The organism is Mesorhizobium sp. M1365, assembly GCF_040317865.1.
In the GTDB taxonomy this organism is placed as follows: Bacteria; Pseudomonadota; Alphaproteobacteria; order Rhizobiales; family Rhizobiaceae; genus Mesorhizobium.
In genome coordinates this window covers 1-22,231 of record NZ_JAMYLG010000056.1, presented here as the reverse complement: position 1 = coordinate 22,231, position 22,231 = coordinate 1, and the positions used below count along the sequence as shown (strand labels likewise).

The following is a 22,231-nucleotide window of genomic DNA, read 5'->3' as shown; positions in this document are numbered from 1 at the left end:
CCTTTAACTTCTGCCTTCGCGAGAGGAACTCGCCATGGCTACCCTGTCGACCGATGCACCAATCTCTCCGCTTCGCCAGCGCATGCAGCACGACATGCTCATGCGTGGCCTGGGCTCCCATACCCAGCAGGACTACGTTCGTCACGTCCGGCGCTTCGCTGTGTTCCTTGGCCGCTCGCCCGACACTGCGACGGCTGAGGACATCGGTCGATTCCAGCTGCATCAGCATGAGAGCGGCGTCGGCTCTGCGACGATCAATGGCGCGGTCTCGGCACTGCCGTTCCTGTCCCTCGTGACGCTGAAGCGTCGGGATCTGGCGCGTGCGCTGGTGATCATGAGGTGTCAGCGCAAGCTGCCCGACGTGCTGAGCGTGGAGGAAGCGGCGCGGCTGCTCGAAGCCGCATCCAGCATCAAGGCATCAAGTACAAGGCGGCACTTGGCGTCGCCTATGGCGCGGGCCTGCGCGTGTCCGAAGTCGCGCAACTCAAGATCGACGACATCGACTCGACACGCATGCTTATCTGCGTCGAACAGGGCAAGGGACGCAGTGCCGCGCGACAATCAAGTTGAGAGCGCGTGTTGCCTTGATTGTCGCACGGCAAAGACGAGAGCCGCGTCCGTAAAGACCATTCGGCGCGCAACCTCGCCATGATCCGCCGCGGGGTGCTCAACATGCTCCGTCGCGAGCCTTCAAACTCGCTCAAGCGTAAGCGCCTCAAAGACCTCATGAACCCGACCTACCGCCAAGCCGTCCTCGCCGGTTAACGACTCATGATTTGGCCCTGCGTTGGCTTTCGTGTGCACTGTGTGTGCATTGAGAGATGTGATGTGGCCAAATGGCTTTCGGTCGCGGCGGCGCAATCGTAAAATAGGTTATGTCTGAGTAAGCGCCGTCTGACGAAATACTCAGTCTTTCCGACCGGGCATTGGACGGACTGAAGCAAAAAAAAGATAATGAAATGGATAAGATAGAGCGGCATCTTGCTCTTGCTCCTACGATGGACTGGATGAACGTGGCGATCAACATCTTTCGGATACATTCGTGATTGCGGCGCAGCAGCCGCCAAGGCTCAGATAACAGGACATCTGTTTAGAAAACAAAACATCAGATTTGATATCCGGCAGTCGACGTGCTTGCGGCTCGTAGCGGGCTTGCGAGGGCAAGCGTGTGGTCTGCTCTCGCAACCTTGGAGGGGATTGGCATCGTATCTTCAGAGGGAACGGGCAGGGCTCGTCTTTATCGGTTGAATGATCGCCATCCACTGGCGACATCACTGGAAGCCCTCTTTGAGCAGGAGGCGCTTAGGTATTCCAACATTCGCGCTTTAGTCACTGAGGCGGTCTCCGCAGTTCGGCCGAACGTACTCGCGGCCTGGATTTACGGCAGCGTGGCGAGGGGCGAGGACCGTCCAGACAGCGATCTCGACATCGCAGTGGTTACGCCATCCGAAAAGCTAGAAAGCGCGCTCCAAGAGATCCGTGAGGCACTGGTGACCCACGGTGAAGAGCTTGGCTTCAATCCCTCGGTGGTGGGACTCACTCCGCAGGATGTGGCGAGGCTGTCGAGCACGGGAGACCCTTGGTGGGGCGGCGTCGAAGCAAATGCCCTGCTCGTCTTGGGTCCACGCCCGGACGAACTCGCAACAAAAACTCGCCAGAAGGCGTTGGCATGACCAGAAGAGGTGCGACGAAAGTAGTCGAGACAGGCTTTGGCGAGGAGCGATTGCGCATCGCCCGCTCATATTTGAAGGCTGCCCGTTTGGAGGTGCAATGTCTGAAACGGGTAACATCGGCAATCCGGCTATGTCGCAGATCGTGAATGCGGCAATAGCATACGCCGTGCGCTCACTGCCCGATTTGCAGGAACGATCAACCGCGCGGATCATGCGGCCGTGGTGAAAACCATGCGCGATGCGCTTGGAAATCGCCTTCCTGCAGCGCAGGCCAGCCGGTTGCGGAGCATTCTCCATGAGAAGGACGAAGCTCAATACGGAATCAGGGCAAAATCACTACCCGAAGCCGAGAGCTTGCTCGACAAGTTGGAAGAGTTCGCGGAGTGGGCGGAAAAAGAACTGGAAGTCTGATCAGCAATGGAGGCGGCATGTCGCTTATGGCGACCTGAATGTTACTTCAGCAGTTTGATCAGCACTGTGAAAGCCGCGTCGATGTCAGCGCGAACCGCGGCCCGGACAGCTTCCGCGTTGCGGTCTCGCAGCGCTGCAAACATCTGCTGATGGTGCTGGTTGGCGGTCGAATAGTTTCCAGAATCGTGCAGCATGTTGAAATAGGGACTGATCTGCAGCCACAGGTTCTCGATGATGTTGAGCATGTTTTCCGAACCCGCGGCTCGATAGATGGAGAAATGAAAGGCGTAGTTGGCCCTGAGGTAGGATTTGACGTCGCCGGCGGCATTGGCCTGTTCGAGTGCGTCCAGATGCTGGCGCAGCAGCGCCACGCTGGGATCGTCCATTCGCTCGGCCGCCCATGCGGCGGCGATCGCCTCGATCTCAAACCTGACGTTCCTGAGATCGATGAGTCGCGCGCGGCTTAATGCCGGGATACCGATCGAACGGCCAGAAACCACCATCAATGCGTTGGCGGCGCTCAGACGCCGCAGTGCCTCGCGAACCGGCATCGGGCTGACGCCGAAAGCGTCTGCGAGGCTCTGCACCGTCACCATTTCACCTGGAACGATACTGCCGTCGAGGATCAACTCGGTGACGTGCCGGTAGACCCTGTCCTGCAGGGTTTCCCTGGACAGCGGCGTAATCTCGACGCCCGGCTTCCTGAATGCCGCCCCAGCCATCTGTGCCTACCTTTCCCCAAACGGCGACGCTCTTGTCCTACCCGGCGCCTGTGCCCGGAATGCAAGGTTCGGATTGCCGCGTCAAGCGCCGGCGTATCCGGCTTTACCCATTAGCACTTCATCATTGATCTTTGATCAAATCATGATACGGTCAGCTGCATCGAATGACAAGGAGCACGTTTCGTGCCCTTGGGAGGCATTTGGTCGTCTGAATTGGGAGGAGTTTCGAATGGGTATCGGATCGAAAGCCCGGCGGCTCGCGCTGCTTGCCGGCATGGCTGTTTGCGCCTTTGGGATGTCGGCGGCCGAGGCGGCCGGAAAGCACAAAATATTTCTCAGCATGAGCTTCATCGGCAATGATTGGCAGGCCGAGGCCGCCAACATGGTCAAGGCGATGGCGTCGCACAAGAGCATGGCCGACAAGGTCGACCTCCAGGTTCAGGTGGCCGGGCCGAACGCACAGCGCCAGATCCAGCAGATCAACGCGATGGTGCAGGCAGGTGCCGAAGCCATCGTGATCTTCCCGATCTCGCCGACAGCGCTCAACCAGGTGGTGAAGAACGCCTGCGACAAGGGGGTAAAGGTGTTTGCCTACGATGCCGAGATCACAGAGCCCTGCGCCTATAACGTCCATATCGATCAGGAAGAGGCTGGCCGCGTGACGGCGGAGTGGCTGGTCAAGAAGCTCAATGGCAAGGGCAACATCATCGCAGTGACCGGCGTTCCCGGCACCTCGGTCGACGATCTGCGCACCAAGGCCGCAAAGGAGGTGTTTGCCAAGCATCCCGACATCAAGATCGTGGGCGAGGCTGTCGGTATGTGGAGCCAGGCGGTGGCCCGCACCGAACTTTCCAAGATATTGGCGACGCGCAGCTGGGACGACATAAATGGGCTGTGGATGCAGGTCGGCTGCTTCACCGCCAATTCCATGCAGCTCGAGGCCGGCAAGAAGAGCAGCGAACTGCTGCCTTGCGCCGGCGAGGGCTCCAATGGCGGGCGCATCCAGATGCTGCCGGAGGGCACGGAGGTCGAGGGCGCAGCCTCTCCCTATGCGCCGCTCGGCGCGCCGCGTATCTCCTATGCATCGCCGCCCTATTCCGGCGCGCTTGCCCTTAAGCTTGCAGTCGAGGCACTTGACGGCAAGGAGGTTGCCAAGAAGACGATCCTGCCACTGCCGGTCGTCACCAACGACACGATAAAGCTTTGTAACGAAGGCACCTGGGCAGAGATGAAGGCTGGCTGTAACGCCTTCAAACCGTCGCTGGTCTCCAACCCCGGCTGGTTCGCCTCGATCTTCTCCGACCAGACACCTGAAATCGGTCTCGCGGCCGCCCTTGTCGGCCAGCCCGAGGAGTAAGGCTCTCCGAATGGGGCGTGGGGTGCTTTGGAGGCCCTCCCACGCACCCCGTGCAGGCCGGGACTGGGATCATGATGTCAGCGCAATCGACAGCTGTCGGCATAGAGGGCGTCCGCAAGGCGTTTGGTGCGACGGTCGCCCTCGATGGCGTCTCCTTTGAGATCGTTTCGGGCAGCGTGCACGCGCTGCTCGGCGAAAACGGTGCCGGCAAGTCGACGCTCGTCAAGCTGCTGTCGGGACTGGTGCGGCCCGACGAAGGGCAAATCACCGTTCTTGGTGAACCGGCGCCACTCGGTTCGCCGCGCGCCGCGCACGCCAAAGGCGTGCAGACAGCCTTCCAGGAAATGACGCTGGTGCGCGATCTCAGCGTTCTCGACAACATGCTGCTGCCCTACGCGCCTGTCGGCCCGAGCGGCCTGATCAGGCGGGCGAGCGCGCGCAGGGCGGTGCGCCAGCACATTTCAGATCTCGGCTTTTCGGTCGATCTTGATGCCGAGGTCGCGACCCTCGATCTCGCCGTCCGCCAGAAGATCGAAATCGCGCGCGCGCTCTATCGCAAGCCGCGCATCCTCCTGCTCGACGAACCGACCTCGACGCTGTCGGGCGGCGATGTCGAGTGGCTGGGCGGCATCATCGCGCGACTTAAGGCCGCCGGCACGACGGTCGTGTTCATCACCCACCGCATACGAGAGGTGCGGGCCTTCTGCGACACGCTGACCATTCTCAGAAACGGCCGTCACATCGTGACGGCGCCGGTGGCCGACGTCCCGGATGGAGAAGTGATCGAAAAGATCATCGGTCGCAGCATCGCCCAGACCTTTCCGCCGAAACCCGAAAGCGAGGCGGTCTTCGGTCCGCCGGTGCTCGGCGTACGCGATCTCAAGACCGGCATGAAGCTCGACGGCGTCGGTTTCGACCTGCGCAAGGGCGAGATTCTCGGCATTGCCGGGCTTCAGGGCATGGGCCAGCTCGACCTGTTCCTCGCCTGCTTCGGCATGGCAGAGATCGAGCGCGGCCATATACTGGTCGACGGGCGCGAAGTGTGGCTCGGCTCGCCCGCCGATGCGCTCAAGGCCAACATGGCGATCGGGCTGGTGCCGGAGGACCGCAAGACCGAAGGCCTGTTCCTGAAGCTCTCGGGCCGGCAAAACGTATCGCTGCCGGTCGTCGCGCGTTTTACCCGATGTGGCCTGATCAGCAGGCACGAGGAGGCGCGGGCCGTCCAGTCCGCCTTCTCGGCGGTCGAGGTCGACCACCGCGCCATGTGGACGAGGGCGGGGGCGTTTTCGGGCGGTAACCAGCAGAAGATCGCCATCGCTAAATGGCTGGTCGCCGAGAGCCGCATCCTGCTGCTCTTCGACCCAACCCGCGGCATCGACGTCGGCACCAAGCACGAGCTCTATGTGACGATGCGCGACTATGTGGCGGCCGGCGGCTCGATCCTTCTGCATTCAACCGAAATTCCCGAGCTGGTCCATCAATGCGACCGAGTGCTCGTCCTCTATGACGGTCGCCTGGTGGCGGAGCTTGCCGGCAACCACATCACGGAAGGCGCGATCATGCGACCGGCGCTGGGGCAAGGCGAGTTGGTCCGGGAGGCGGCGGAATGAGCGTGACGAGTTTGCCCGCCGCGGCACCGGCCGCGACATTGACGCGGCTTCTCGCGCGGCACAGCGGCGCGATCATCGCGGCGATCGTCTTTGCGGTGCTCCTGCTTATCGTCGATCTGGTCAGTGCCGGGCGGCTCACCTATTTCGACATTTCGTTTCTCTCCAGCGGCGGCGCCACCTCGGCGCTGGCGGCGATCGGCCAGACGGTGGTCATCCTGTCCGGCGGTTTCGACCTGTCCGCCGGCGCGGTGATCTCGCTGGTCAATGTCGTCCTGGCAAAAGGTATGGATCCGATGGCGACCGGCACCAGTGTCGCGCTGTGGACCTTGGCCGGAATTGGGGTCGGCATGGTGGTCGGCGCCTTCAACGGCTTCTTCATCGCCGTCCTGCGCATGCAGCCAATCGTCGTCACGCTGTCGACCATGTTCATCCTGCAGGGGGTAACACTGCTGGTCATGGACAAGCCGGGCGGCTTCGTCTCGCCCGATCTTGGCGCCTTCTATCTCGGTGATGCTATCGCCGGCTGGATACCGATGCCACTGGTGGCCATCGGCGTCGTCCTGCTCGGCTGGTTCTGGCTAAAAGGCACACGCTTCGGGACGGCGCTTTATGCCGTCGGCAGCGATCCGGACGCGGCCGCTTCAGTCGGCGTGCGCGTCGTTCTCGTGCGCTTCCTGGTCTATGTCATAGCCGGCGGCTGCTACGGGCTCGCCGGCGTCTTCATCAGCGCACAGACGGGCAGCGGCGATCCGCTAGTCGGCAACCCGTTGTTGCTGTCGATGTTCGCGGCGGTCGTCGTCGGCGGTACAAGGCTGGGCGGCGGTCAAGGCGGGCCGGTTGGTACCGTCTTCGGCGCCTACATCCTGATGATGGTCGTCAACATCCTGCTCGTACTCAACGTCTCGGCCTATTATTCGACGATCGCCGAGGGCACGATCCTGATCCTTGCCGTGCTTGCCGGCTCGCTGTCGCATGGCTCCGTGCTCGCCCGCCAACTGCGTGCGCTGCGGGCGCGGTCGGCCGCATGGCGCGCCGGAATGCTGCCCTCGCAGATCGATCGCACCGACCGGCGGCTGAGGATCGCCAGTGGCAGCACCGACGATCAGCAGGCGCCGCAGCCGGCCTTCCATATTCGCAATGCCGAGACGCTGCGTTATGCGCTGCCGGCCTATGTCTGCCTGGCCGTCGTCGTGATCGTCACCCAGATTTGGCTCGGACGCGCCATCGTCAACGTCACCTACTGGAACTCGCTGTTCGTGCTGTCGAGCTTCCTCGCCGTCCTGGCGCTTGGGCAAGGCAGCGTAATCCTCACCGGCGGGCTCGACCTGTCGGTGCCGTGGACGATCGGTCTCTCGGGCATCCTGCTTGCCGGCATGGTCAACGGCTCGGATGGTGCACTTGCCTATGCGCTGCCGGCGGTGCTGCTCACAGCTTGCCTGATCGGTCTTGCCAACGGCATCGGCATTGTCTTCCTCGGCATTTCGCCCATCGTGATGACGCTGGCCACCAATGGCATTCTGCAAGGCGTCGCGCTGCTTTACTCGCAGGGTACGCCGGCCGGCTTCTCCTCGCCGATGCTGCGCTGGTTCATGACCGGGAAGGTATTCGTTGTGACGCCGGTGGTGCTGTTCATGATCGCCTTCGTCGTCTTTGCCGTGCTGCTGCTTGGCCGCACCCCTTTTGGCCGCCGGGTTTATGGCATCGGCAACAGCCTGCGCGCGGCCCAGCTCTCCGGCATCGCGGTCGGGCGCACGCTCATCCTCGTCTATGTGCTGTCGGCGGTCTGCGCGGGGCTCGTCGGCATCATGCTGACCGGCTTTTCCGGCCAGGCCAGCCTCGGCATGGGTGACGACTGTCTGCTGCCCTCGATCGCCGTAGTCGTCGTCGGCGGTGCGCTGATCACCGGCGGGCGCGGCCACTATCTCGGAATGCTGGGGGGCGTGCTGCTTTTGACGGCGTTGCAGATGCTGCTCGCCGGTACGACGCTGCCTTATGCAACGCGGGCGATCCTGTTCGGGTTGGTGGTGCTCGCTGCGGTCATGGCGCTGCGCGAAAGGCGGATTCAATGAAAGGAATGGAATAATGAGCTCCAGCGCACCGGCATCGGCGGACGAATTCCTGACCGGGCTCAAAGGCCAACGCGTGCTGGTCACGGCGGGCGCCGGCGGCATCGGCTTTGCCATTGCCGAGACGCTGTCGAGGCTCGGCGCGCGTGTCGTGATCTGCGACATTTCCGACGAGGCGCTGGCCGACGCTCCAGAGAGGCTCACACTCGCCGGCGCAGTCAAAGCGGACGTTTCACGCGACGACGATGTCGACCGGCTGTTCGAGACCATAAAGGAGAAGCTCGGCGGGCTCGACGCCCTGATCAACAATGCCGGCATTGCCGGGCCGACCGGCGGGGTCGATGAGATCGATCCGGCAGACTGGCGGCGCTGCATAGATATCTGCCTGACCGGCCAGTTCCTGTGCGCGCGCCGTGCCGTGCCGCTGATCAAGGCGGCGGGCGGCGGCTCGATCGTCTCGATGTCTTCGGCCGCCGGCCGCCATGGCTACGCGTTCCGCACGCCGTACTCGGCTGCCAAGTTCGGCGTTGTCGGCCTGACCCAGAGCCTTGCCAAGGAACTCGGACCGCATGGGATCAGGGTCAATGCCATCTTGCCCGGCATCATCGAAGGGCCGCGCATCGACAAGGTCATTGCCGACCGGGCAAAGCAGCTCGGCGTTTCAAACGAGGAGATGACACAACGCTATCTGCAGAACATCTCGCTGCGCCGCATGACCAGCCCATACGATGTCGCGGCGATGGTGGCCTTCCTGCTTTCCGATGCGGGCATCAACATTTCCGGCCAGTCGCTCGGCGTCGACGGCAACGTCGAGACACTCTGAGGGGGAGATCATGGCGAAGGTAGCAATTGTCGGAAGCGGCTTCATCGGGCGAGCGTGGGCGATCAGCTTCGCTCGTGCCGGCCATGATGTGCGCATGTGGGACCAGGCGCCGGCCGCGGCCAGCGGTGCGCGCGACTATATCGCTGGGGTGCTCGGCGACCTTGCCGCCAACGATCTGCTGCGGGGACAGGCGGTCGATACCGTGCTTGGCCGCATCACCATTGTGGAGGAGCTTGGCGAGGCCCTGGCCGATGCCGTCCATGTCCAGGAGAACACGCCGGAAAACCTCGAGGTGAAGCGTGACGTGTTCTCCCGCATCGACGCACTTTCCGGTCCGCAGGCGGTGATCGCCAGTTCCACCTCGGCGCTGTTGCCGTCGAGATTCACCGATCATCTTGAGGGGCGCCATCGCTGCCTCGTCGTGCACCCGATCAATCCGCCCTATCTCATCCCGGCAGCGGAGGTGGTGCCGGCGCCATGGACCTCCGCCGAAACGGTGGAAAGGACCCGCGCGTTTCTTGTCGAGGCGGGCCATGCGCCACTGGTGATGAAGCGCGAGCTCGACGGCTTCATCATGAACCGCTTGCAAGGCGCGCTGTTGGAGGAGGCGTTTCGGCTCGTCGCCGACGGCTATGCCAGCGTCGAGGACGTCGACACTGGCCTGCGCGACGGGCTGGCGCTGCGCTGGTCGTTCATGGGTCCGTTCGAGACGGTCGACCTCAATGCACCCGGTGGTGTGCGCGACTATGTCGAGCGCTATCAGGCGATCTATTCCAACATCTTCCCGCAGATGCTGCGCCGCGTCGACTGGGCCGGCGAGGTCATGGAGACGATCGAGGCCGAGCGCCGCAAGCGCCTGCCGCGGGAAGAACTCGGCGAACGGCAGGTCTGGCGCGACCGCCGGCTGATGGCGCTGGCGGCGCACAAGAAAAAGTCGGATCAGGAGTTTGGACAATGACGCAAACAAGCCGCAAGCCCGGCGCCCAGCAACCCAGCGGCAAGGTCATTATCACCTGCGCGGTGACGGGGGCGATCCACACGCCGACTATGTCGCCTTATCTACCGATCACGCCGGACCAGATCGCGCGCGAGGCGATCGCGGCGGCGGAGGCGGGTGCGGCGATCCTGCATCTGCATGCCCGCGACCCCCAGACCGGCAAGCCCGACCAGACGCCAGAGGCGTTCGCGCGTTTCCTGCCGCGCGTCAAGCAAGGCACCAATGCCGCCATCAACATCACCACCGGCGGCAGTCCGTACATGAAGGTGGAGGAGCGTGTGCGCCCCGCCGCCCAATTCAAGCCGGAGGTCGCCTCGCTCAACATGGGCTCGATCAATTTCGGGCTCTATCACCTCGCCGACAAATACGAGACGTTCAAGTTCGATTGGGAAAAGCCGCATCTGGAAGCGACGCGTGATCTGGTCTTCCGCAACTCGTTCAAGGACATCGAATACATACTGGCAACCTGCTACGACAATGGGACGCGCTTCGAGTTCGAGTGCTACGACATCGCCCATCTCTATAACCTCTCCCATTTCGCCGATCGCGGGCTGGTGAAGCCGCCGTTCTTCGTGCAGTCGGTGTTCGGCCTGCTCGGCGGCATCGGCACGCACCCGGAAGACGTCGCCCATATGAAGCGCACCGCCGATCGCCTGTTCGGCGACCAGTTCCGCTGGTCGGTGCTGGGTGCGGGCGCCAGCCAGTTGCGCATCGCGGCACAATCGGCAGCGCTTGGCGGCAACATTCGCGTTGGGCTCGAAGACAGTCTTTGGGCCGGTAGGGGCAGGCTTGCCAAGTCGAATGCCGAGCAGGTGGTGCTCGCCCGCAAGATCGTCGAAGGCCTCGGCATGGAAGTGGCAACGCCCGACGAGGCCCGCGAAATCCTGTCATTGAAGGGCGGCGATCAGGTCGCGTTCTGACCGGTTTCTGCAAGGTTCGAACAGAGGAGGACGGCATGAAGATCGAAGTCGTGGTGGACGTGAAGACCACGCTGGGCGAGGGACCGCTGTGGGACGTTGAACAGGAGCGCCTCTACTGGATCGACAGTTTCGACGGGCGTGTGTTTCGGGCAACCGCCGACGGGAGCGAGATCCGTTGCTGGGACGTGCCGATGAAGATCGGTTCGATGGCATTGCGCAAGGACGGAGGTGGCGCGGTGGTATCGCTGCAGCGCGGTTTCCATCTGCTTGATTTCGCCACCGGCGAGGTGACGCCGATTCACGATCCGGAGCCGGACAGGCCGATGAACCGGCTCAATGACGGCAAGGTCGACCGGCGCGGCCGCTTCTTCGCCGGCTCAATGGACACGATGGAAGAGGGACCCTCCGGCGGACTCTACCGGCTCGATCCGGATTTCTCGGTTACCAGAATAGATTCCGGCATCATCTGCTCGAACGGTCCGTGCTGGAGCCCGGACGACCGCACCTTTTATTTCGCCGACACCTGGACCGGCGAGATCTGGGCCTACGACTACGACATCGCAACCGGTGCCGCCACCAACCGGCGCACCTTCACGCGTGTCGATACCAGCCGGGGCGGGGCGGCTGACGGCTCGACCGTCGATGCGGAAGGATTCCTTTGGAACGCGCTGGTCTATGACGGCAGGCTGGTGCGTTACGCGCCCGACGGCAGCGTTGATCGCATCATCGACATGCCCGTCAAGAAGATCACCAGCGTCATGTTCGGCGGGCCGAGGCTCGACACCCTGTACGTCACTTCGATGGCCAAGCCGCCGCTGCCGCGCTTTCCGGGCGACGGAGTTTTACGAGGCAGCCTTTTTGCCATCACCGGCCTCGGCGTGACGGGAGTTCCCGAGCCAAGATTTGCCGCGTAAATCGGTGCGTAATGGCGATGTCCTTCCTGCCTGCTTGGTGCCACCCCAACCTCCCGCCGCAGGGCAACCGGCGCTGGAAACTCGTGCCCTGCGGTTCTGATGGAACCCACAATGAGAGGCTTGAGGCGCTTTCGCCTGACGTGCGCGTTCCTGGAGAAACCATCAAGCGAGCCTTGGAAACCTGCTCGCAACAAGAAATCCACCCATTAGCAACTCCAATGCATCGAGTGCCTCTTCGTCCCGCAAATTGGTCAGAGCTACGCTGTCCACGAAGGCAACCTTTTCATTGTCTATGTCATAGACCTCCCAAAGCCCGTCCTTGATCCTTCGGATGGCGTGTCGACGCTCCATAAGTCGAACCTAATACTCGAATCGCGGCGACGTTGGTAGAAAATTCGGGCACGAGCCGATCATAATAGTGGAAAACCGCAGGTCGCCCTGACGATGCTCTTACGATTGAGTCCACGAAAAAGCGCTTCAGAAAACGAAGAGCACCGATGGCGGCAGCACGACAGGCGGTGCGCCGGCTATCACCAGTCCTGTGTTGAGGGCAGGTTGGTTTCCGCTATCAACCGCTTCGTCATCGACCACAAGCTGCAGTCATAGCCCTTCGTCTGGACCGACGATCCCGACAAAATCATCACGGCCGCCGCGCGTGCACCAGGTGCTGGAGTCGATCCATAGCATTGACTATAGCAGTGTGGCGGTCCGCGAATGTCCGCTCTCCCAATAGGCAAGTTCGACCCCAAACAGACGTCCTCGTCAGTCTTTCGCTAGTCGACACGCAGGCCTCGATGGCGACGACGTCCGTGAACGACAGGATTGGAGCTTTCGGTACTGACATACGGTTCTACCTCAGGCAAAGAGCAAATCGTGGACTACGGCGCCCATCAGGACAACGATTGCGAGCAGGGAGACTGCAAAAGCGATCGTGCGCCAAGGCTGCATGGCCTTCAGATAGACTATCGAATGTACGATCCTGGCGACTACAAAAATTGCGAAAATGGGAATTGCAATTGCTGCCTTTCCTCCCGTGAAAACAAAGAGCAGGCCCAGCAGCAGAAATGGATAGATCGTGGCCTCGGCATTGCGGTGTGCGCGCAGGAGCCGCGCGACAGTTGGCGGGTCAATTTCTGACACGGGTACACCATAGCGAGCCCCATCCTCCGGATTGATTGCCACGCCACCCTTCGCGCGGATCGCCCCGCTGGAAGCCCAGAGCATCAGAAGATTAAGGCATAGAACGACGCAGGTGATGGCATACGCCACCAGAGCCGCATCTGCCGCTGTCCAGATTGATTGTTGCATCTAATATTACTCGCCGCTGCTCGGAGCAGTTGACGGAGAGCTGGATGTCCGTTGTGCCATCGCGCCAATATGTGCGGCAAGGTTGTCCAATGTCTTGGCCGTTCCGGTGTCGATGCCCATTTTCAGATATTGCTCCAACCGTTCCGCCGAGCCGCACTCGATCCTCACCGTCAGAAACGTCTTGCCGCCAGTCTCGTCGAGAATGACACGCCCGATCGCCCCCATTGCTTCGAAGACGAGATGACGCGGCGGTGCGATCTCGCGATAGACGCCAGCGAACTGGTTGGCGCCAGGGGGGTGCCGGTTGACGAACCTGAAGGCCCCTCCCGGACGCAGGTCGATCTCGCATTGTGCGAGCGGTTCGCCTGATGGATCCCACCAGCATGCCACATGCTCCGGCCGCGTCCATGCCTCGAAGACCTGTTCACAGGGCGCAGCAAGCACGCGCGTCAGAATGATCGTGTGCTTGTCCCGGTCGAGTATCAGGTCGGTGTTCGCGATCCCTGCCAGCATGCTACTTCTCCTTTTTGCCCATTTTTTCGAGGTGGCGATCCAGATTGTCGAGCCTGTCTTCCCATTGGCTGCGAAACGGCTCTACCCAGTCGGCAATATCCTTGAGAGCCGTTGTCACCAGCTTGCGCGGTCGCCGCTGCGCATCACGTCCGCGTTCGATGAAACCCGCATCCTCCAGCACCTTGAGATGCTTGGAGATCGTGGGTTGACTGAGTTCGAATGGTGCCAGCAGTTCCGACACCGTGGCTTCGCCCGTCGCAAGGCGGGCCAGGATCGCGCGTCGCGTGGGATCGGAGAGGGCCGAGAATGCCTTGCTCAGACGGTCGCCGGTGGGTCCATATATTGCCATATGACTATATAGCCATATGGCGATTAACGAGTCAAGACCTTAGGTAAGAGGCTGTCGGCTAGGCACGACGATTGCCTCGGGTGGGCGGGCTTCTTTTGCTTACCCTATCCGAGGAGTCCGATGGGTATGTCTGGGGAAGCCGCTCCAGATTGCCAATCGTTTTCCTGTTGAGCTGCATACCGATTGCCTATTCGGCACCGGGCGGAGATGTTTCAATGGCCAGGACCTGCAAGCCGTCAATTTCTTGCATCACCTTTCCAGCGATGCCTTGCAAGTCGCCGTACATCCCCGCGGTCGACTCGATTACGCCTTGTATTTGAGCCTCCCGCTTGGCCCACAGGCGTGTTGTGGCCTTGCGTTCCTTGGCCAGGTCCTCCTGCATATCAGAGAACTTTTCGACGATGGCCTCGACGCGATGGCGGAACCGCGGACCGGTCAGATAGCCATAGACCTGCTCCATTTTAGTGGCTTGGCCGTCCTGGGCGAGGCGGGAGTTCGCCAGCTCGATGAGTGATTGTCGCAGCATGATTGCGATCGGCATCGCGCATTTGGGATGGGCGACATAGACCCCGTCCAGAAGATCGAAGGTTTCCACACCGGCAGGCAGAGCTTCCGAGATCATAAGCGCAATGTCCGCCTTTGCGGCCCGCCGATCAGCCCTGAGCTTCCCCAACCAACCCTGGCTCCAGTTCTTGGTGCGTTTCGATTCCCACAAAATGGCGCCGCATGGCTGGCCGGCCGGTCCGACGACGCGGTGCAGGACATCTCCGCCGAACTCACCCTTGGCAACCGGTTCAATGACGTCCATCGGGAACCGGCCGGCAATGAGGGCTTCCAGCTGAAGCTCCAGAACTTCACCCTGCAGCTGCTGGGAACCCTGTTCCGCACGGCGCTTCAGCTCCTCAATCTGACGCTGCATGCCTGCGATCTGTTCTTCCTTTTCCGCGACCTTCATTTTGAGCCCGTCTTCCGCTTCCGACCTCGCCTTGACGCGAACGGCGTCCAGCCCCTCCTGGATCTTCCTTTCGATGGTCAGCGCCATCTCCCGGCTTTCGTCGTCAAGCGCACGCTGCTTTTTCAGGAATTCCGCCTGTTGCTGCTGGGCCTCGGTGAGCTTTTCGTCGCGCGCCTTCAACGTCGCCTCCAGCTCGGCAAGCTTCGTATCCTTGTCCTCCAGGTCTACCGAAAGCAGCAATTTTGCCTTGCGGGCTTCCTCGACCGCGATTCCGGCACGCTCAAGCTTGATTTGCCCAGCCACCTGGTTGGCGATGTCCTCTTTGGCGGCGACGATCTCGGCCTGCTGGCGCTTGAGCTCCTCTTCTCTGGCAGCCATCGATGCCTTGCTCTGCGCCAGGCGCATTTCGTATTCTTCACGCGTGGCGGCAATCAAAGGGGCCGCGAGCGACTCATTGAGCTTGATTTCCGTCTTGCAGCTTGGGCAGCTGATTGTCGGTTCATTGAGAATCCTGTCCCCCTGCAGCATGGTATTGATGGGCTGGACGGTCATCTGCGCGCTGCCTCCCTGAGGAATCAGTTAAAGGACACGCCAGACTATATATCTCGCCACGCGTTTTCGGAAAAGAACAAAAAGTGAACCAATTTTCTGCGGCTCCATGAAGTCCATGTGATCGGCGATGTATCTGCGCGTGCTGACTGAGAAGGCGAGGGCCCGGGAGTTTTCGGTCGGGCCTATGCTGATGGCTGCTTTGAAAGCTCGTGGGTCACCGACCAGAATGGCCGGTAACGGAATCGCCTAGCCTTGCTCTAATTTAGCTTGGGCCATATTTGCTGTGACTGAGTGGTGATCCCACAGGAATCGAACCTGTGACCTACAAATTGGGAGTTTGTCAGGCGACCTTTACTGTTGTTTCCCAATGCCGGTCTTTGTACGATTGCGCTGCCACTAACATGTTCAAGTTTGTTGTAGTTTTCGTACTGCACGGCTATAAGAGCGTAGACAAACCAGCAGAGCGCGTGGCATTGCTTACTATGCGTCGGCCAAACCGGACTGCCGCAACTGCGCGACGGCGTCGACCTCGCCTAGTATAGCGGTCTTACCACCATGGTTGACGCCTGCGAGGTCCAGCAGCACGCCCCTTGTCATCGGTCCAGCGTGACCAAGAGTCCGGTGTGCGTCAAATCCCAAACAAGGCCATGGTTTCCTCTTATTCCTTTTTGGGTCAGGGCGGGCAGGCGCTCTCGATTATCCTTGCCGACAACCAATCCAGGCCAACGTCCGACGTCGATCGTGCATGCCGCACGAGGCTGAACGTAAACGGATCAATGGCGAGTGGCGTTTTCAGGACCGCAAGCCCGAACTGATCGGCGTATTTGGCGGCGAGCCGGGCCGGGACCGTTGAAGAGAGATCGCCGCTCGCCACAACGCCCATGGCCGTCATGAACATCGGGACGCTGGCGACAACCCGGCGCCGAAGCCGGCGCTTCTTCAGAGCCTGATCGACCATCCCATGAAATCCACCCCTGAATGAGACGAGGATGTGATCGAGCGATAGGTATTCTTCGAGCGACATCGCCGCGTCGTGAGCGACCGGATGGTCTTTCCTGACAACAACGACAAAGTCTTCTTCGAAGACTGGCACGGCCCGGAACTCGTCGGGCAGATCCCAGACGCGCCCGATCGCCATCTCCATTTCGTTGGTGCGCAGGGCGTTCAGGCTTTCGGTTCCGACAGCGAATTGAAACGCCACCCGGCATCCAGGTGCCTCGGCACGCAACGTCCTTATCAGCGGCGGGGCAATCACGGCGCCGACAAGGTCGTTGCCGGCGAGCCGGAACGAGCGCGTGGATGTTTCGGGGTCGAAGTGCGTGGGAACCTTGAGTGCATCCTGGGCAAGTCGAAGAATGACTTCGACTTGTGGGAGAAGCTGTGAGGCACGCTGTGTCGGTTCCAGACCGTTCGGGCGCCTGACGAACAGGGGATCGCCGAAGAGTTCCCGTAGCCGAGCCAGCGCATGGCTGACGGCAGACTGGCTGACACCCAGCGTAGCCGCAACAAGCGTTGTCTTTTGCAATCGAACGAGATCCCGAAAGATCGTCAGCATGGTGAAGTCGAGCCGGCGCAGTTTCTGCTGATCGGTGTTGGCTTTGCTAGTCAACTGCATCTCCTACTTGCTGCACCAGCCATCCTGTTCGGCCATGATATCCGAATTGTTCATATCACATATCCAGCGATTTCAGTTGAACGAATAATGACCCATCCTATGATCGAAGGCGAGAGGTTCGGTCGTGGCAGTGGCCGGTCGCAAGAAGGGATCGCTGAACTTGATGGATAGTCCACTGGGCGCACCGACCAAGGTCGGATCGCTGGATCGAAGGCAATTGCTGGTCGCGACCGGCGCTCTGCTCTTGTCGGCGCAGGTCACCGTCAAAGCGCGGGCCGCATCTTCACTCCCCGACAAATTCATCAATGCTTGGCTGCGCATCGATCCAGACGACATGGTGACGATCATGCTCTCCCAGTCGGAAATGGGACAGGGCATCCAAACCACCCTTCCTTTGGTGCTCGCCGACGAACTCGGCGCCGACTGGTCGCGCGTCGCGCTTGAATGGGCCGATTTCGATCCCGCATACCGGCACCCGCAATATCAATGGATGTTCACCGGCAACAGCGAATCGATCTCGACCTTCTTCCCGATCATGCGCACCGTTGGCGCCGCCGCACGCGAGATGCTCGTCGGCGCGGCCGCGACGCGTCTGGGGGTTGCCGCTGCGAGCCTTCGCGTCGACCAGGGCCGCATCCATCATGATCCGACTGACCGGGTGGTGAGTTTTGGTTCGGTTGCCGCTGACGCGGCAAGGCTCGATATCCCAAAGGATCCTCATCTCAGGCCGACAAGCAGCTTGGAACTGATCGGCAAGCCGCAGCCACGCGTCGACATACCCTCGAAAGTCGATGGCTCGGCGATTTTCGGCATCGACGTGAAAGTGCCCGGCATGGCGGTGGCCGCCATCCGCCGCGCTCCTTCGCAAGGGGGATCGCTGGCGGCCTTCGACCCAACGGCGATCAAGGCTGAGCGCGGTGTGCTTGCCGTCGTCGAAATTCCGTCCGGCCTCGCTGTCGTTGCCAATGACTACTGGACGGCGAAGCGGGCTCTCGATGGCGCAGAGCTTACATTCAAGCCGGGTCCACTCGCCGGATATTCAACCAGTGGCCAAAGGGCCGAATATAGCGCGCTGCTGAAATCCACGTCGTTCGACACGAAAGTCAAAGCGGGCGACGCTTCTGCCGTTCTGGCGGCTGCCGACAGCCCGCTGGAGGCTATCTTCGAAATCCCGGTGCAGGCGCACGCGACGATGGAGCCGATGAACTGCACGGCCCATGTGACGGACGATCGGTGCGAGTTGTGGATCCCGACACAGGGCGTCGAGATCACCCACGCTGTCGCCAAGCAGATGCTGGGTCTCGCCGACGACCAGATCATCATCCACAGAACGTTGCTGGGCGGCGGCTTTGGGCGGCGGCTGCTCGCGGATTTCGCGAAGATCGCGATCCTGGTTGCAAAGGCCGCCGGCCGCCCGGTCAAGGTCATCTGGAGTCGGGAAGAGGATTTCCGCTACGACGCCTACCGCCCGCCAATGGTCCATGCGGTGAAGGCGTCTCTCGGCAATGACGGGTTGCCGGCGGCGATGACGCATCGTGTCGTCTCGCCGTCCCACATGCTCTACATATTCCCGCGCGGTGTCATCAAGGCACAGGGCGACTGGGCGCGGCCGATCATGCCGCCGGCGGCATACGATGGCATGGCCGTCGAGGGCCTGACTGAGACGCCTTACGCCATTGCGAACTATGCGGTCGAACAACATCGCGTCGATACGCCGCTCTCGGTTTCCGTCTGGCGCACGACCGGCCACGGACCGAACAATTTCGTCCTGGAAAGCGTCATCGACGAGTTGGCGCACCGCGCCAATGCCGACCCGCTTTCGTATCGGCTGAGACTTGCCGCTTCCGATCCCCGCGCGGTCGCGGTGCTGAACGCTGTCGGCGCGCTGTGCGGCTGGCAGGCTGCATTACCGGCGGGGCGATTCCGCGGTCTGGCGCTCGCCAAAGCATTCGGCGGCTATATCGCGCAAGTCGTCGAACTCTCCGTCAAGGACAAGACCATCAAGTGTCACCATGTCTGGAGCGCCGTCGATATCGGCCAGACCCTCGACCCAGGCATTGCCAAATCCAACATCGAGGGCGGCGTGGTCTGGGGACTTTCCGGCCTGCGCACCGAGGTAACCTTCGCAGACGGCGAGATCGAGCAGACGAATTTCGATCAGTTTGACCCGCTGCACGTGTCCGAGACGCCTGTCATCACGACTCGGTTCGTCGAGAGCGGCGCCAAGCCGACAGGCGTCGGGGAGATTGGTCCCGTGCCGACGCACGCCGCTTTCTGCAACGCCGTGTTCGCCGCGACAGGCGAGCGCATCCGAGCCCTGCCGATTTCGCGTAGCGGCTATCAGCAGATCTGACGGGAGCAACGCAATGACACGATTTTCCGTCAATGGTCGCGCGGTCACGGTCGACGCCGAGCCGGACATGCCGCTGCTTTGGGCATTGCGCGATCACCTCGGCCTGACGGGCACTAAATTCGGTTGCGGCATCGCTGCCTGCGGCGCCTGTACAGTGCATGTCGATGGCCAGCCCGTGCGCTCCTGTTCCTTTTCGCTCGGTGAAGCTGAGGACAAACATGTCACGACGATCGAGGGACTTTCGGATAACCGCTCGCATCCCTTGCAGCAGGCCTGGATCGCAGAGCAGGTTCCACAATGCGGTTATTGCCAGTCCGGCATGATCATGGCCGCCGCCGCGCTGATCAACGACAAGCCGCATCCGACGGATGAAGACATCGATGCGGCAATCACCAATCTGTGCCGCTGCGGCACCTATGCCCGCATCCGCGCCGCGGTGCATCACGCTGCGGGTGATGCGTGATGACTGGCCATCGGCTTGCGCTGGGAGCGCTCGTCGGCGTGACGATTGCCGCCGTCTCGGCGTTCGTGCAGCCGCTGTGGTCGCAAACGAACGGCAGCAGTACGGCCTCAGCCGACGCCTTCGCGACGGTCGCCCGCGTCATGACAAGCCCGCGTTGCCAGAATTGCCACACATTGACTGACTATCCGCGCCAGGGCGACGACCGGCATCGACATCTGTTTCGTGTGGCGCGTGGACCCGCGGATCATGGTGCGGCGGGCCTGCCATGTTCATCCTGTCATGGAAAATCGAACAATGCGGCCAGCGGCGTCCCCGGCGCCGACGAGAACTGGCGCCTCGCGCCACTCAGCATGGGCTGGGACGGCCTTTCGACAAATGAGCTCTGCGAACATTTGAAAGACCCGCGGCACAACGGAAACCGCACTGGCGATCAGGTCATCAACCATCTCAGATCGGCGCTTGTGAGATGGGCCTGGTCACCAGGTACCGATCGGACCGGGCAAGCACGAACGACCCCGCCGATCCCCTATGAGGAATTCGTGATGGATGCCGAAACCTGGATGAGGAGCGGAGCTGAGTGTCCGAAATAGCCAACCCTGAGGATCTGCCGGATCGCAACACACTGAACAAAGGCGCCGCCGACCGAGGTCGCCGCCACTTCCTGCAATATGTGGCCGGTGCGACAGCCGCCCGGGCCGGGTTCTGCGGGTGCGGCATTCATCCCGCCCTTGCGGCCAGCAGCACGACTACGACGCCTGGTGCGGGACCTGTGGTCGACCCTGGCAAAGGCTACCTTGTCCAGCAGATTGGCGATGGGCTTTATTGGGTTACGGATGGTGCCTACAGCACCATGTTTCTTGTCTCTTCGACCGGGGTGATCGCTTGCGATGCGCCACCCAGCCTTGGGGAAAACTACTTTAGGGCTATCGCGGACGTCACGGACAAGCCGGTGACGCATCTGGTCTACAGCCACGAACATGTCGACCATATCGCCGGCGCGCATCTGTTTGCAAAGGACGTTACGATCGTCGCCCACGCCCGGACAGCCGAACTGCTCTCATCGCGGAAGGACCAGCGGCGCCCGGCTCCAACTGTAACCTTCGAAACGACCTATACCCTTGAGCAGGGAAACCAACGCCTCGAACTGGCCTACAAGGGCATCAACCATTCGATCGACAACATCTTCATCTTCGCGCCACGCCAGAAGACCCTGATGTTCATCGACGTCGTTTATCCCGGCTGGATGCCCTACAAGAATCTCGGCGTCGCCGTCGATATTCCCGGCTTCGTCGAAGCACACCGCGCTGTTCTTGCCTACGACTTCGAGACGCTGGTCGCCGGCCACGTCAGTCGTCCTGGAAACCGCGCGGATGTCGAGACCCAGGTCGAACTGGTGAAGGACCTCGTCGAGGCGGCGGAACAGGCCTACGCGAGCCTGTCCTTTCCCGCCTTCCTGAAGCAGCATCCGCCAGGGCGCAGTGGCAAAACAGCCTGGGACCTTCATCAGGGCTATGAGCAGGCCCTGGTCTCCCAGATGCATGATGGGCTGCTAACGAAATGGCGCGACAGGCTCGCCGGGACCGAAACCTACCTGCGCGACAATTGCTGGGCGATGCTCGAAACATTCGTCGTCCAGGGCAAGCCGGATATCTCCGGGCTGTAACGCAATACTGTTTGTGGATTCAACCTTCACGGCCTGCGAACCTGAGCAGGTATTGGCAATGGTCGAACGTCAGAACCTATCCACAGCAAAAGCCTTCGCAATTGCACGGCGGCAGGGCTTGACGTGCCCCACGGCAGGGCATTGACGAGGAGTTGACGGATGGCGAACGTTGTTATCGTGGCGGGCGGCTGGCATGGAGGCTGTGAGATCACGCCTTTCGCGCGCAAGCTGCGTGAACTTGGACATGAAGTCGTTTCTGCAGCTATGCTGGACCGACGTAGCAGACCAAAGTGGATTGTCACAGCCTTCGGAGTCACCCAAGGCAGGCGCGCATCAATGTGGCGCATATCTAGCCCGGATATCTCACACAGTCTTTCGGCGCGAGGCTGGCGGCGGAGATTTGCCGGCGCTTGAGCTGCGGGCAAAGGATGTCGGCCGCTTGGAGCGGACACCGCCGCGCTCAAGGCCGAGTGCGAGGCTGGCGACCGGGCGAAGGATCTGCTGGAAGCGTTCTCAACGACGCCTGCCACGACTGTCGCCGGCGTGGCGGGCAAGCTTGAGGCCGTGTTGCACGAGGGTAAGGCCTGGGGGGAATGCTCCGAGTTCCCCTGGCCGCAAATCCGCTCGGCGCTTAGCGATCTGGTGCGCATCGCCCGGCAGAACATGCCGGAACAGTTCTTTTCACGGCGAGCAGCGTCCTAAGATCCTGAGGCGGCGGGCTGGCTGCTGTTTCCGCGGCTGAAAAATGGAGGCGCGATATTAAGATCCCGTCCAACCCAACTTCCGGCTTCAGCCGAGAACCCCTCAGCTTGCAGTGAAGCGTCTGCCTCACGTCACCCTTCAACCGCCATGGAATTGCCAGCGCAGAGCCCTCTTGCGGCATCTCACCATCGGGCGGTGAGCGATCCCAATCTGTTGGATGCCTTCAACCGCGATGCCGCCGTGCAGAAACGGACCGTGCCTGAAG

The 22,231-nt window shown here is 61.5% G+C and carries 22 protein-coding genes and 1 pseudogene; 17 read left to right on the top strand and 6 right to left on the bottom strand.

The features are described 5' to 3' along the window. Positions 1-34: 34 nt before the first annotated feature. The 6 genes and pseudogenes from NKH04_RS30550 to NKH04_RS30525 all read left to right on the top strand — a co-directional run. Positions 35-229: pseudogene (locus NKH04_RS30550) on the top strand (phage integrase N-terminal SAM-like domain-containing protein); the annotation flags it as partial. Between the two features lie 110 nt (positions 230-339). Further along, positions 340-570, top strand: coding sequence for a tyrosine-type recombinase/integrase (locus NKH04_RS30545; protein ID WP_352542561.1), 231 nt, complete (start codon positions 340-342; stop codon positions 568-570). A gap of 18 nt (positions 571-588) precedes the next feature. Beyond that, positions 589-765, top strand: a complete 177-nt coding sequence (locus tag NKH04_RS30540; protein ID WP_353045442.1) for a hypothetical protein — start codon at positions 589-591, stop codon at positions 763-765. A gap of 479 nt (positions 766-1,244) precedes the next feature. After that, positions 1,245-1,673, top strand: a complete 429-nt coding sequence (locus tag NKH04_RS30535) for a nucleotidyltransferase domain-containing protein (RefSeq protein ID WP_353045441.1) — start codon at positions 1,245-1,247, stop codon at positions 1,671-1,673. Between the two features lie 97 nt (positions 1,674-1,770). Beyond that, positions 1,771-1,899: a hypothetical protein gene (locus tag NKH04_RS30530; RefSeq protein ID WP_352542538.1), complete on the top strand. Its 129-nt coding sequence runs from the start codon at positions 1,771-1,773 to the stop codon at positions 1,897-1,899. 5 nt (positions 1,900-1,904) lie between these two features. After that, positions 1,905-2,084 carry a hypothetical protein gene (locus tag NKH04_RS30525; protein WP_352542537.1) on the top strand — a complete coding sequence of 60 codons (180 nt, stop codon included), beginning with the start codon at positions 1,905-1,907 and terminating at the stop codon, positions 2,082-2,084. Positions 2,085-2,125: 41 nt separating this feature from the next. On the opposite strand, the gene NKH04_RS30520 is transcribed toward NKH04_RS30525, so the two are convergent. Continuing rightward, entirely contained in the window at positions 2,126-2,806 is a 681-nt protein-coding gene (locus NKH04_RS30520; protein WP_352473177.1) for a GntR family transcriptional regulator, read from the bottom strand. Positions 2,807-3,035: 229 nt separating this feature from the next. On the opposite strand from NKH04_RS30520, the gene NKH04_RS30515 reads away from it, so the two are divergent. The 7 genes from NKH04_RS30515 (at position 3,036) to NKH04_RS30485 (ending at position 11,493) form a co-directional block, all read left to right on the top strand. Continuing rightward, positions 3,036-4,163, top strand: coding sequence for a sugar ABC transporter substrate-binding protein (locus NKH04_RS30515; protein ID WP_352542536.1), 1,128 nt, complete (start codon positions 3,036-3,038; stop codon positions 4,161-4,163). A 71-nt stretch (positions 4,164-4,234) separates the two neighbouring features. Continuing rightward, entirely contained in the window at positions 4,235-5,773 is a 1,539-nt protein-coding gene (locus NKH04_RS30510) for a sugar ABC transporter ATP-binding protein (RefSeq protein ID WP_353023198.1), read from the top strand. Then, positions 5,770-7,842, top strand: coding sequence for an ABC transporter permease (locus NKH04_RS30505; protein WP_353045440.1), 2,073 nt, complete (start codon positions 5,770-5,772; stop codon positions 7,840-7,842). The genes NKH04_RS30510 and NKH04_RS30505 overlap by 4 nt, the downstream gene beginning before the upstream one ends. A 13-nt stretch (positions 7,843-7,855) precedes the next feature. Next, a complete protein-coding gene (locus NKH04_RS30500) occupies positions 7,856-8,662 on the top strand; it encodes an SDR family oxidoreductase (protein ID WP_353023194.1) in 807 nt (268 codons plus the stop codon). A gap of 10 nt (positions 8,663-8,672) precedes the next feature. Next, positions 8,673-9,620 carry a 3-hydroxyacyl-CoA dehydrogenase gene (locus NKH04_RS30495; RefSeq protein ID WP_352816342.1) on the top strand — a complete coding sequence of 316 codons (948 nt, stop codon included), beginning with the start codon at positions 8,673-8,675 and terminating at the stop codon, positions 9,618-9,620. Beyond that, complete coding sequence (gene kce, locus NKH04_RS30490; protein ID WP_352542531.1) at positions 9,617-10,579, top strand: 3,5-dioxohexanoate:acetyl-CoA acetone transferase; 963 nt, start codon at positions 9,617-9,619, stop codon at positions 10,577-10,579. Before NKH04_RS30495 ends, kce begins: the two co-directional genes overlap by 4 nt. A 35-nt stretch (positions 10,580-10,614) precedes the next feature. Next, positions 10,615-11,493: an SMP-30/gluconolactonase/LRE family protein gene (locus NKH04_RS30485; protein ID WP_352542530.1), complete on the top strand. Its 879-nt coding sequence runs from the start codon at positions 10,615-10,617 to the stop codon at positions 11,491-11,493. Between the two features lie 855 nt (positions 11,494-12,348). Here the strand turns inward: NKH04_RS30485 and NKH04_RS30480 are convergent. The 5 genes from NKH04_RS30480 to NKH04_RS30460 all read right to left on the bottom strand — a co-directional run bounded on the left by NKH04_RS30480 (position 12,349) and on the right by NKH04_RS30460 (position 16,779). Next, a complete protein-coding gene (locus NKH04_RS30480) occupies positions 12,349-12,801 on the bottom strand; it encodes an MAPEG family protein (protein ID WP_352473188.1) in 453 nt (150 codons plus the stop codon). A gap of 6 nt (positions 12,802-12,807) precedes the next feature. Then, on the bottom strand, positions 12,808-13,314 hold the full coding sequence (locus NKH04_RS30475) for an SRPBCC family protein (RefSeq protein WP_352542528.1): 507 nt from the start codon (positions 13,312-13,314) through the stop codon (positions 12,808-12,810). Position 13,315: 1 nt separating this feature from the next. Then, on the bottom strand, positions 13,316-13,663 hold the full coding sequence (locus NKH04_RS30470) for an ArsR/SmtB family transcription factor (protein ID WP_352473191.1): 348 nt from the start codon (positions 13,661-13,663) through the stop codon (positions 13,316-13,318). A 187-nt stretch (positions 13,664-13,850) separates the two neighbouring features. Continuing rightward, the gene (locus NKH04_RS30465; RefSeq protein WP_352503774.1) at positions 13,851-15,170 is read right to left on the bottom strand and encodes a DUF2130 domain-containing protein; all 1,320 of its coding nucleotides are present in this window, start codon (positions 15,168-15,170) and stop codon (positions 13,851-13,853) included. A 673-nt stretch (positions 15,171-15,843) separates the two neighbouring features. Further along, positions 15,844-16,779, bottom strand: coding sequence for a LysR family transcriptional regulator (locus tag NKH04_RS30460; RefSeq protein WP_353045439.1), 936 nt, complete (start codon positions 16,777-16,779; stop codon positions 15,844-15,846). Positions 16,780-16,948: 169 nt separating this feature from the next. On the opposite strand from NKH04_RS30460, the gene NKH04_RS30455 reads away from it, so the two are divergent. Genes NKH04_RS30455 through NKH04_RS30440 form a run of 4 tightly spaced genes read left to right on the top strand, consistent with a single transcriptional unit; the run spans position 16,949 to position 21,264 of the window. Continuing rightward, positions 16,949-19,138, top strand: a complete 2,190-nt coding sequence (locus tag NKH04_RS30455) for a xanthine dehydrogenase family protein molybdopterin-binding subunit (protein WP_352618565.1) — start codon at positions 16,949-16,951, stop codon at positions 19,136-19,138. Positions 19,139-19,151: 13 nt separating this feature from the next. Beyond that, positions 19,152-19,601 carry a (2Fe-2S)-binding protein gene (locus tag NKH04_RS30450; RefSeq protein WP_353045438.1) on the top strand — a complete coding sequence of 150 codons (450 nt, stop codon included), beginning with the start codon at positions 19,152-19,154 and terminating at the stop codon, positions 19,599-19,601. A 38-nt stretch (positions 19,602-19,639) separates the two neighbouring features. Beyond that, the gene (locus tag NKH04_RS30445) at positions 19,640-20,191 is read left to right on the top strand and encodes a hypothetical protein (RefSeq protein WP_352686501.1); all 552 of its coding nucleotides are present in this window, start codon (positions 19,640-19,642) and stop codon (positions 20,189-20,191) included. Further along, complete coding sequence (locus NKH04_RS30440; RefSeq protein WP_353045437.1) at positions 20,179-21,264, top strand: MBL fold metallo-hydrolase; 1,086 nt, start codon at positions 20,179-20,181, stop codon at positions 21,262-21,264. The genes NKH04_RS30445 and NKH04_RS30440 overlap by 13 nt, the downstream gene beginning before the upstream one ends. Positions 21,265-22,231 lie beyond the last annotated feature (967 nt).

Coding starts and splice junctions, on each gene's coding strand:
- NKH04_RS30500 (WP_353023194.1), top strand. CDS start 7,856: ATGAGCTCCAGCGCACCGGCATCGGCGGACGAATTCCTGACCGGGCTC.
- NKH04_RS30450 (WP_353045438.1), top strand. CDS start 19,152: ATGACACGATTTTCCGTCAATGGTCGCGCGGTCACGGTCGACGCCGAG.
- NKH04_RS30510 (WP_353023198.1), top strand. CDS start 4,235: ATGATGTCAGCGCAATCGACAGCTGTCGGCATAGAGGGCGTCCGCAAG.
- NKH04_RS30485 (WP_352542530.1), top strand. CDS start 10,615: ATGAAGATCGAAGTCGTGGTGGACGTGAAGACCACGCTGGGCGAGGGA.
- NKH04_RS30495 (WP_352816342.1), top strand. CDS start 8,673: ATGGCGAAGGTAGCAATTGTCGGAAGCGGCTTCATCGGGCGAGCGTGG.
- NKH04_RS30530 (WP_352542538.1), top strand. CDS start 1,771: ATGTCTGAAACGGGTAACATCGGCAATCCGGCTATGTCGCAGATCGTG.
- NKH04_RS30505 (WP_353045440.1), top strand. CDS start 5,770: ATGAGCGTGACGAGTTTGCCCGCCGCGGCACCGGCCGCGACATTGACG.
- NKH04_RS30515 (WP_352542536.1), top strand. CDS start 3,036: ATGGGTATCGGATCGAAAGCCCGGCGGCTCGCGCTGCTTGCCGGCATG.
- NKH04_RS30475 (WP_352542528.1), bottom strand. CDS start 13,314: ATGCTGGCAGGGATCGCGAACACCGACCTGATACTCGACCGGGACAAG.
- NKH04_RS30480 (WP_352473188.1), bottom strand. CDS start 12,801: ATGCAACAATCAATCTGGACAGCGGCAGATGCGGCTCTGGTGGCGTAT.
- NKH04_RS30520 (WP_352473177.1), bottom strand. CDS start 2,806: ATGGCTGGGGCGGCATTCAGGAAGCCGGGCGTCGAGATTACGCCGCTG.
- kce (WP_352542531.1), top strand. CDS start 9,617: ATGACGCAAACAAGCCGCAAGCCCGGCGCCCAGCAACCCAGCGGCAAG.
- NKH04_RS30525 (WP_352542537.1), top strand. CDS start 1,905: ATGCGCGATGCGCTTGGAAATCGCCTTCCTGCAGCGCAGGCCAGCCGG.
- NKH04_RS30465 (WP_352503774.1), bottom strand. CDS start 15,170: ATGACCGTCCAGCCCATCAATACCATGCTGCAGGGGGACAGGATTCTC.
- NKH04_RS30455 (WP_352618565.1), top strand. CDS start 16,949: ATGGATAGTCCACTGGGCGCACCGACCAAGGTCGGATCGCTGGATCGA.
- NKH04_RS30470 (WP_352473191.1), bottom strand. CDS start 13,663: ATGGCAATATATGGACCCACCGGCGACCGTCTGAGCAAGGCATTCTCG.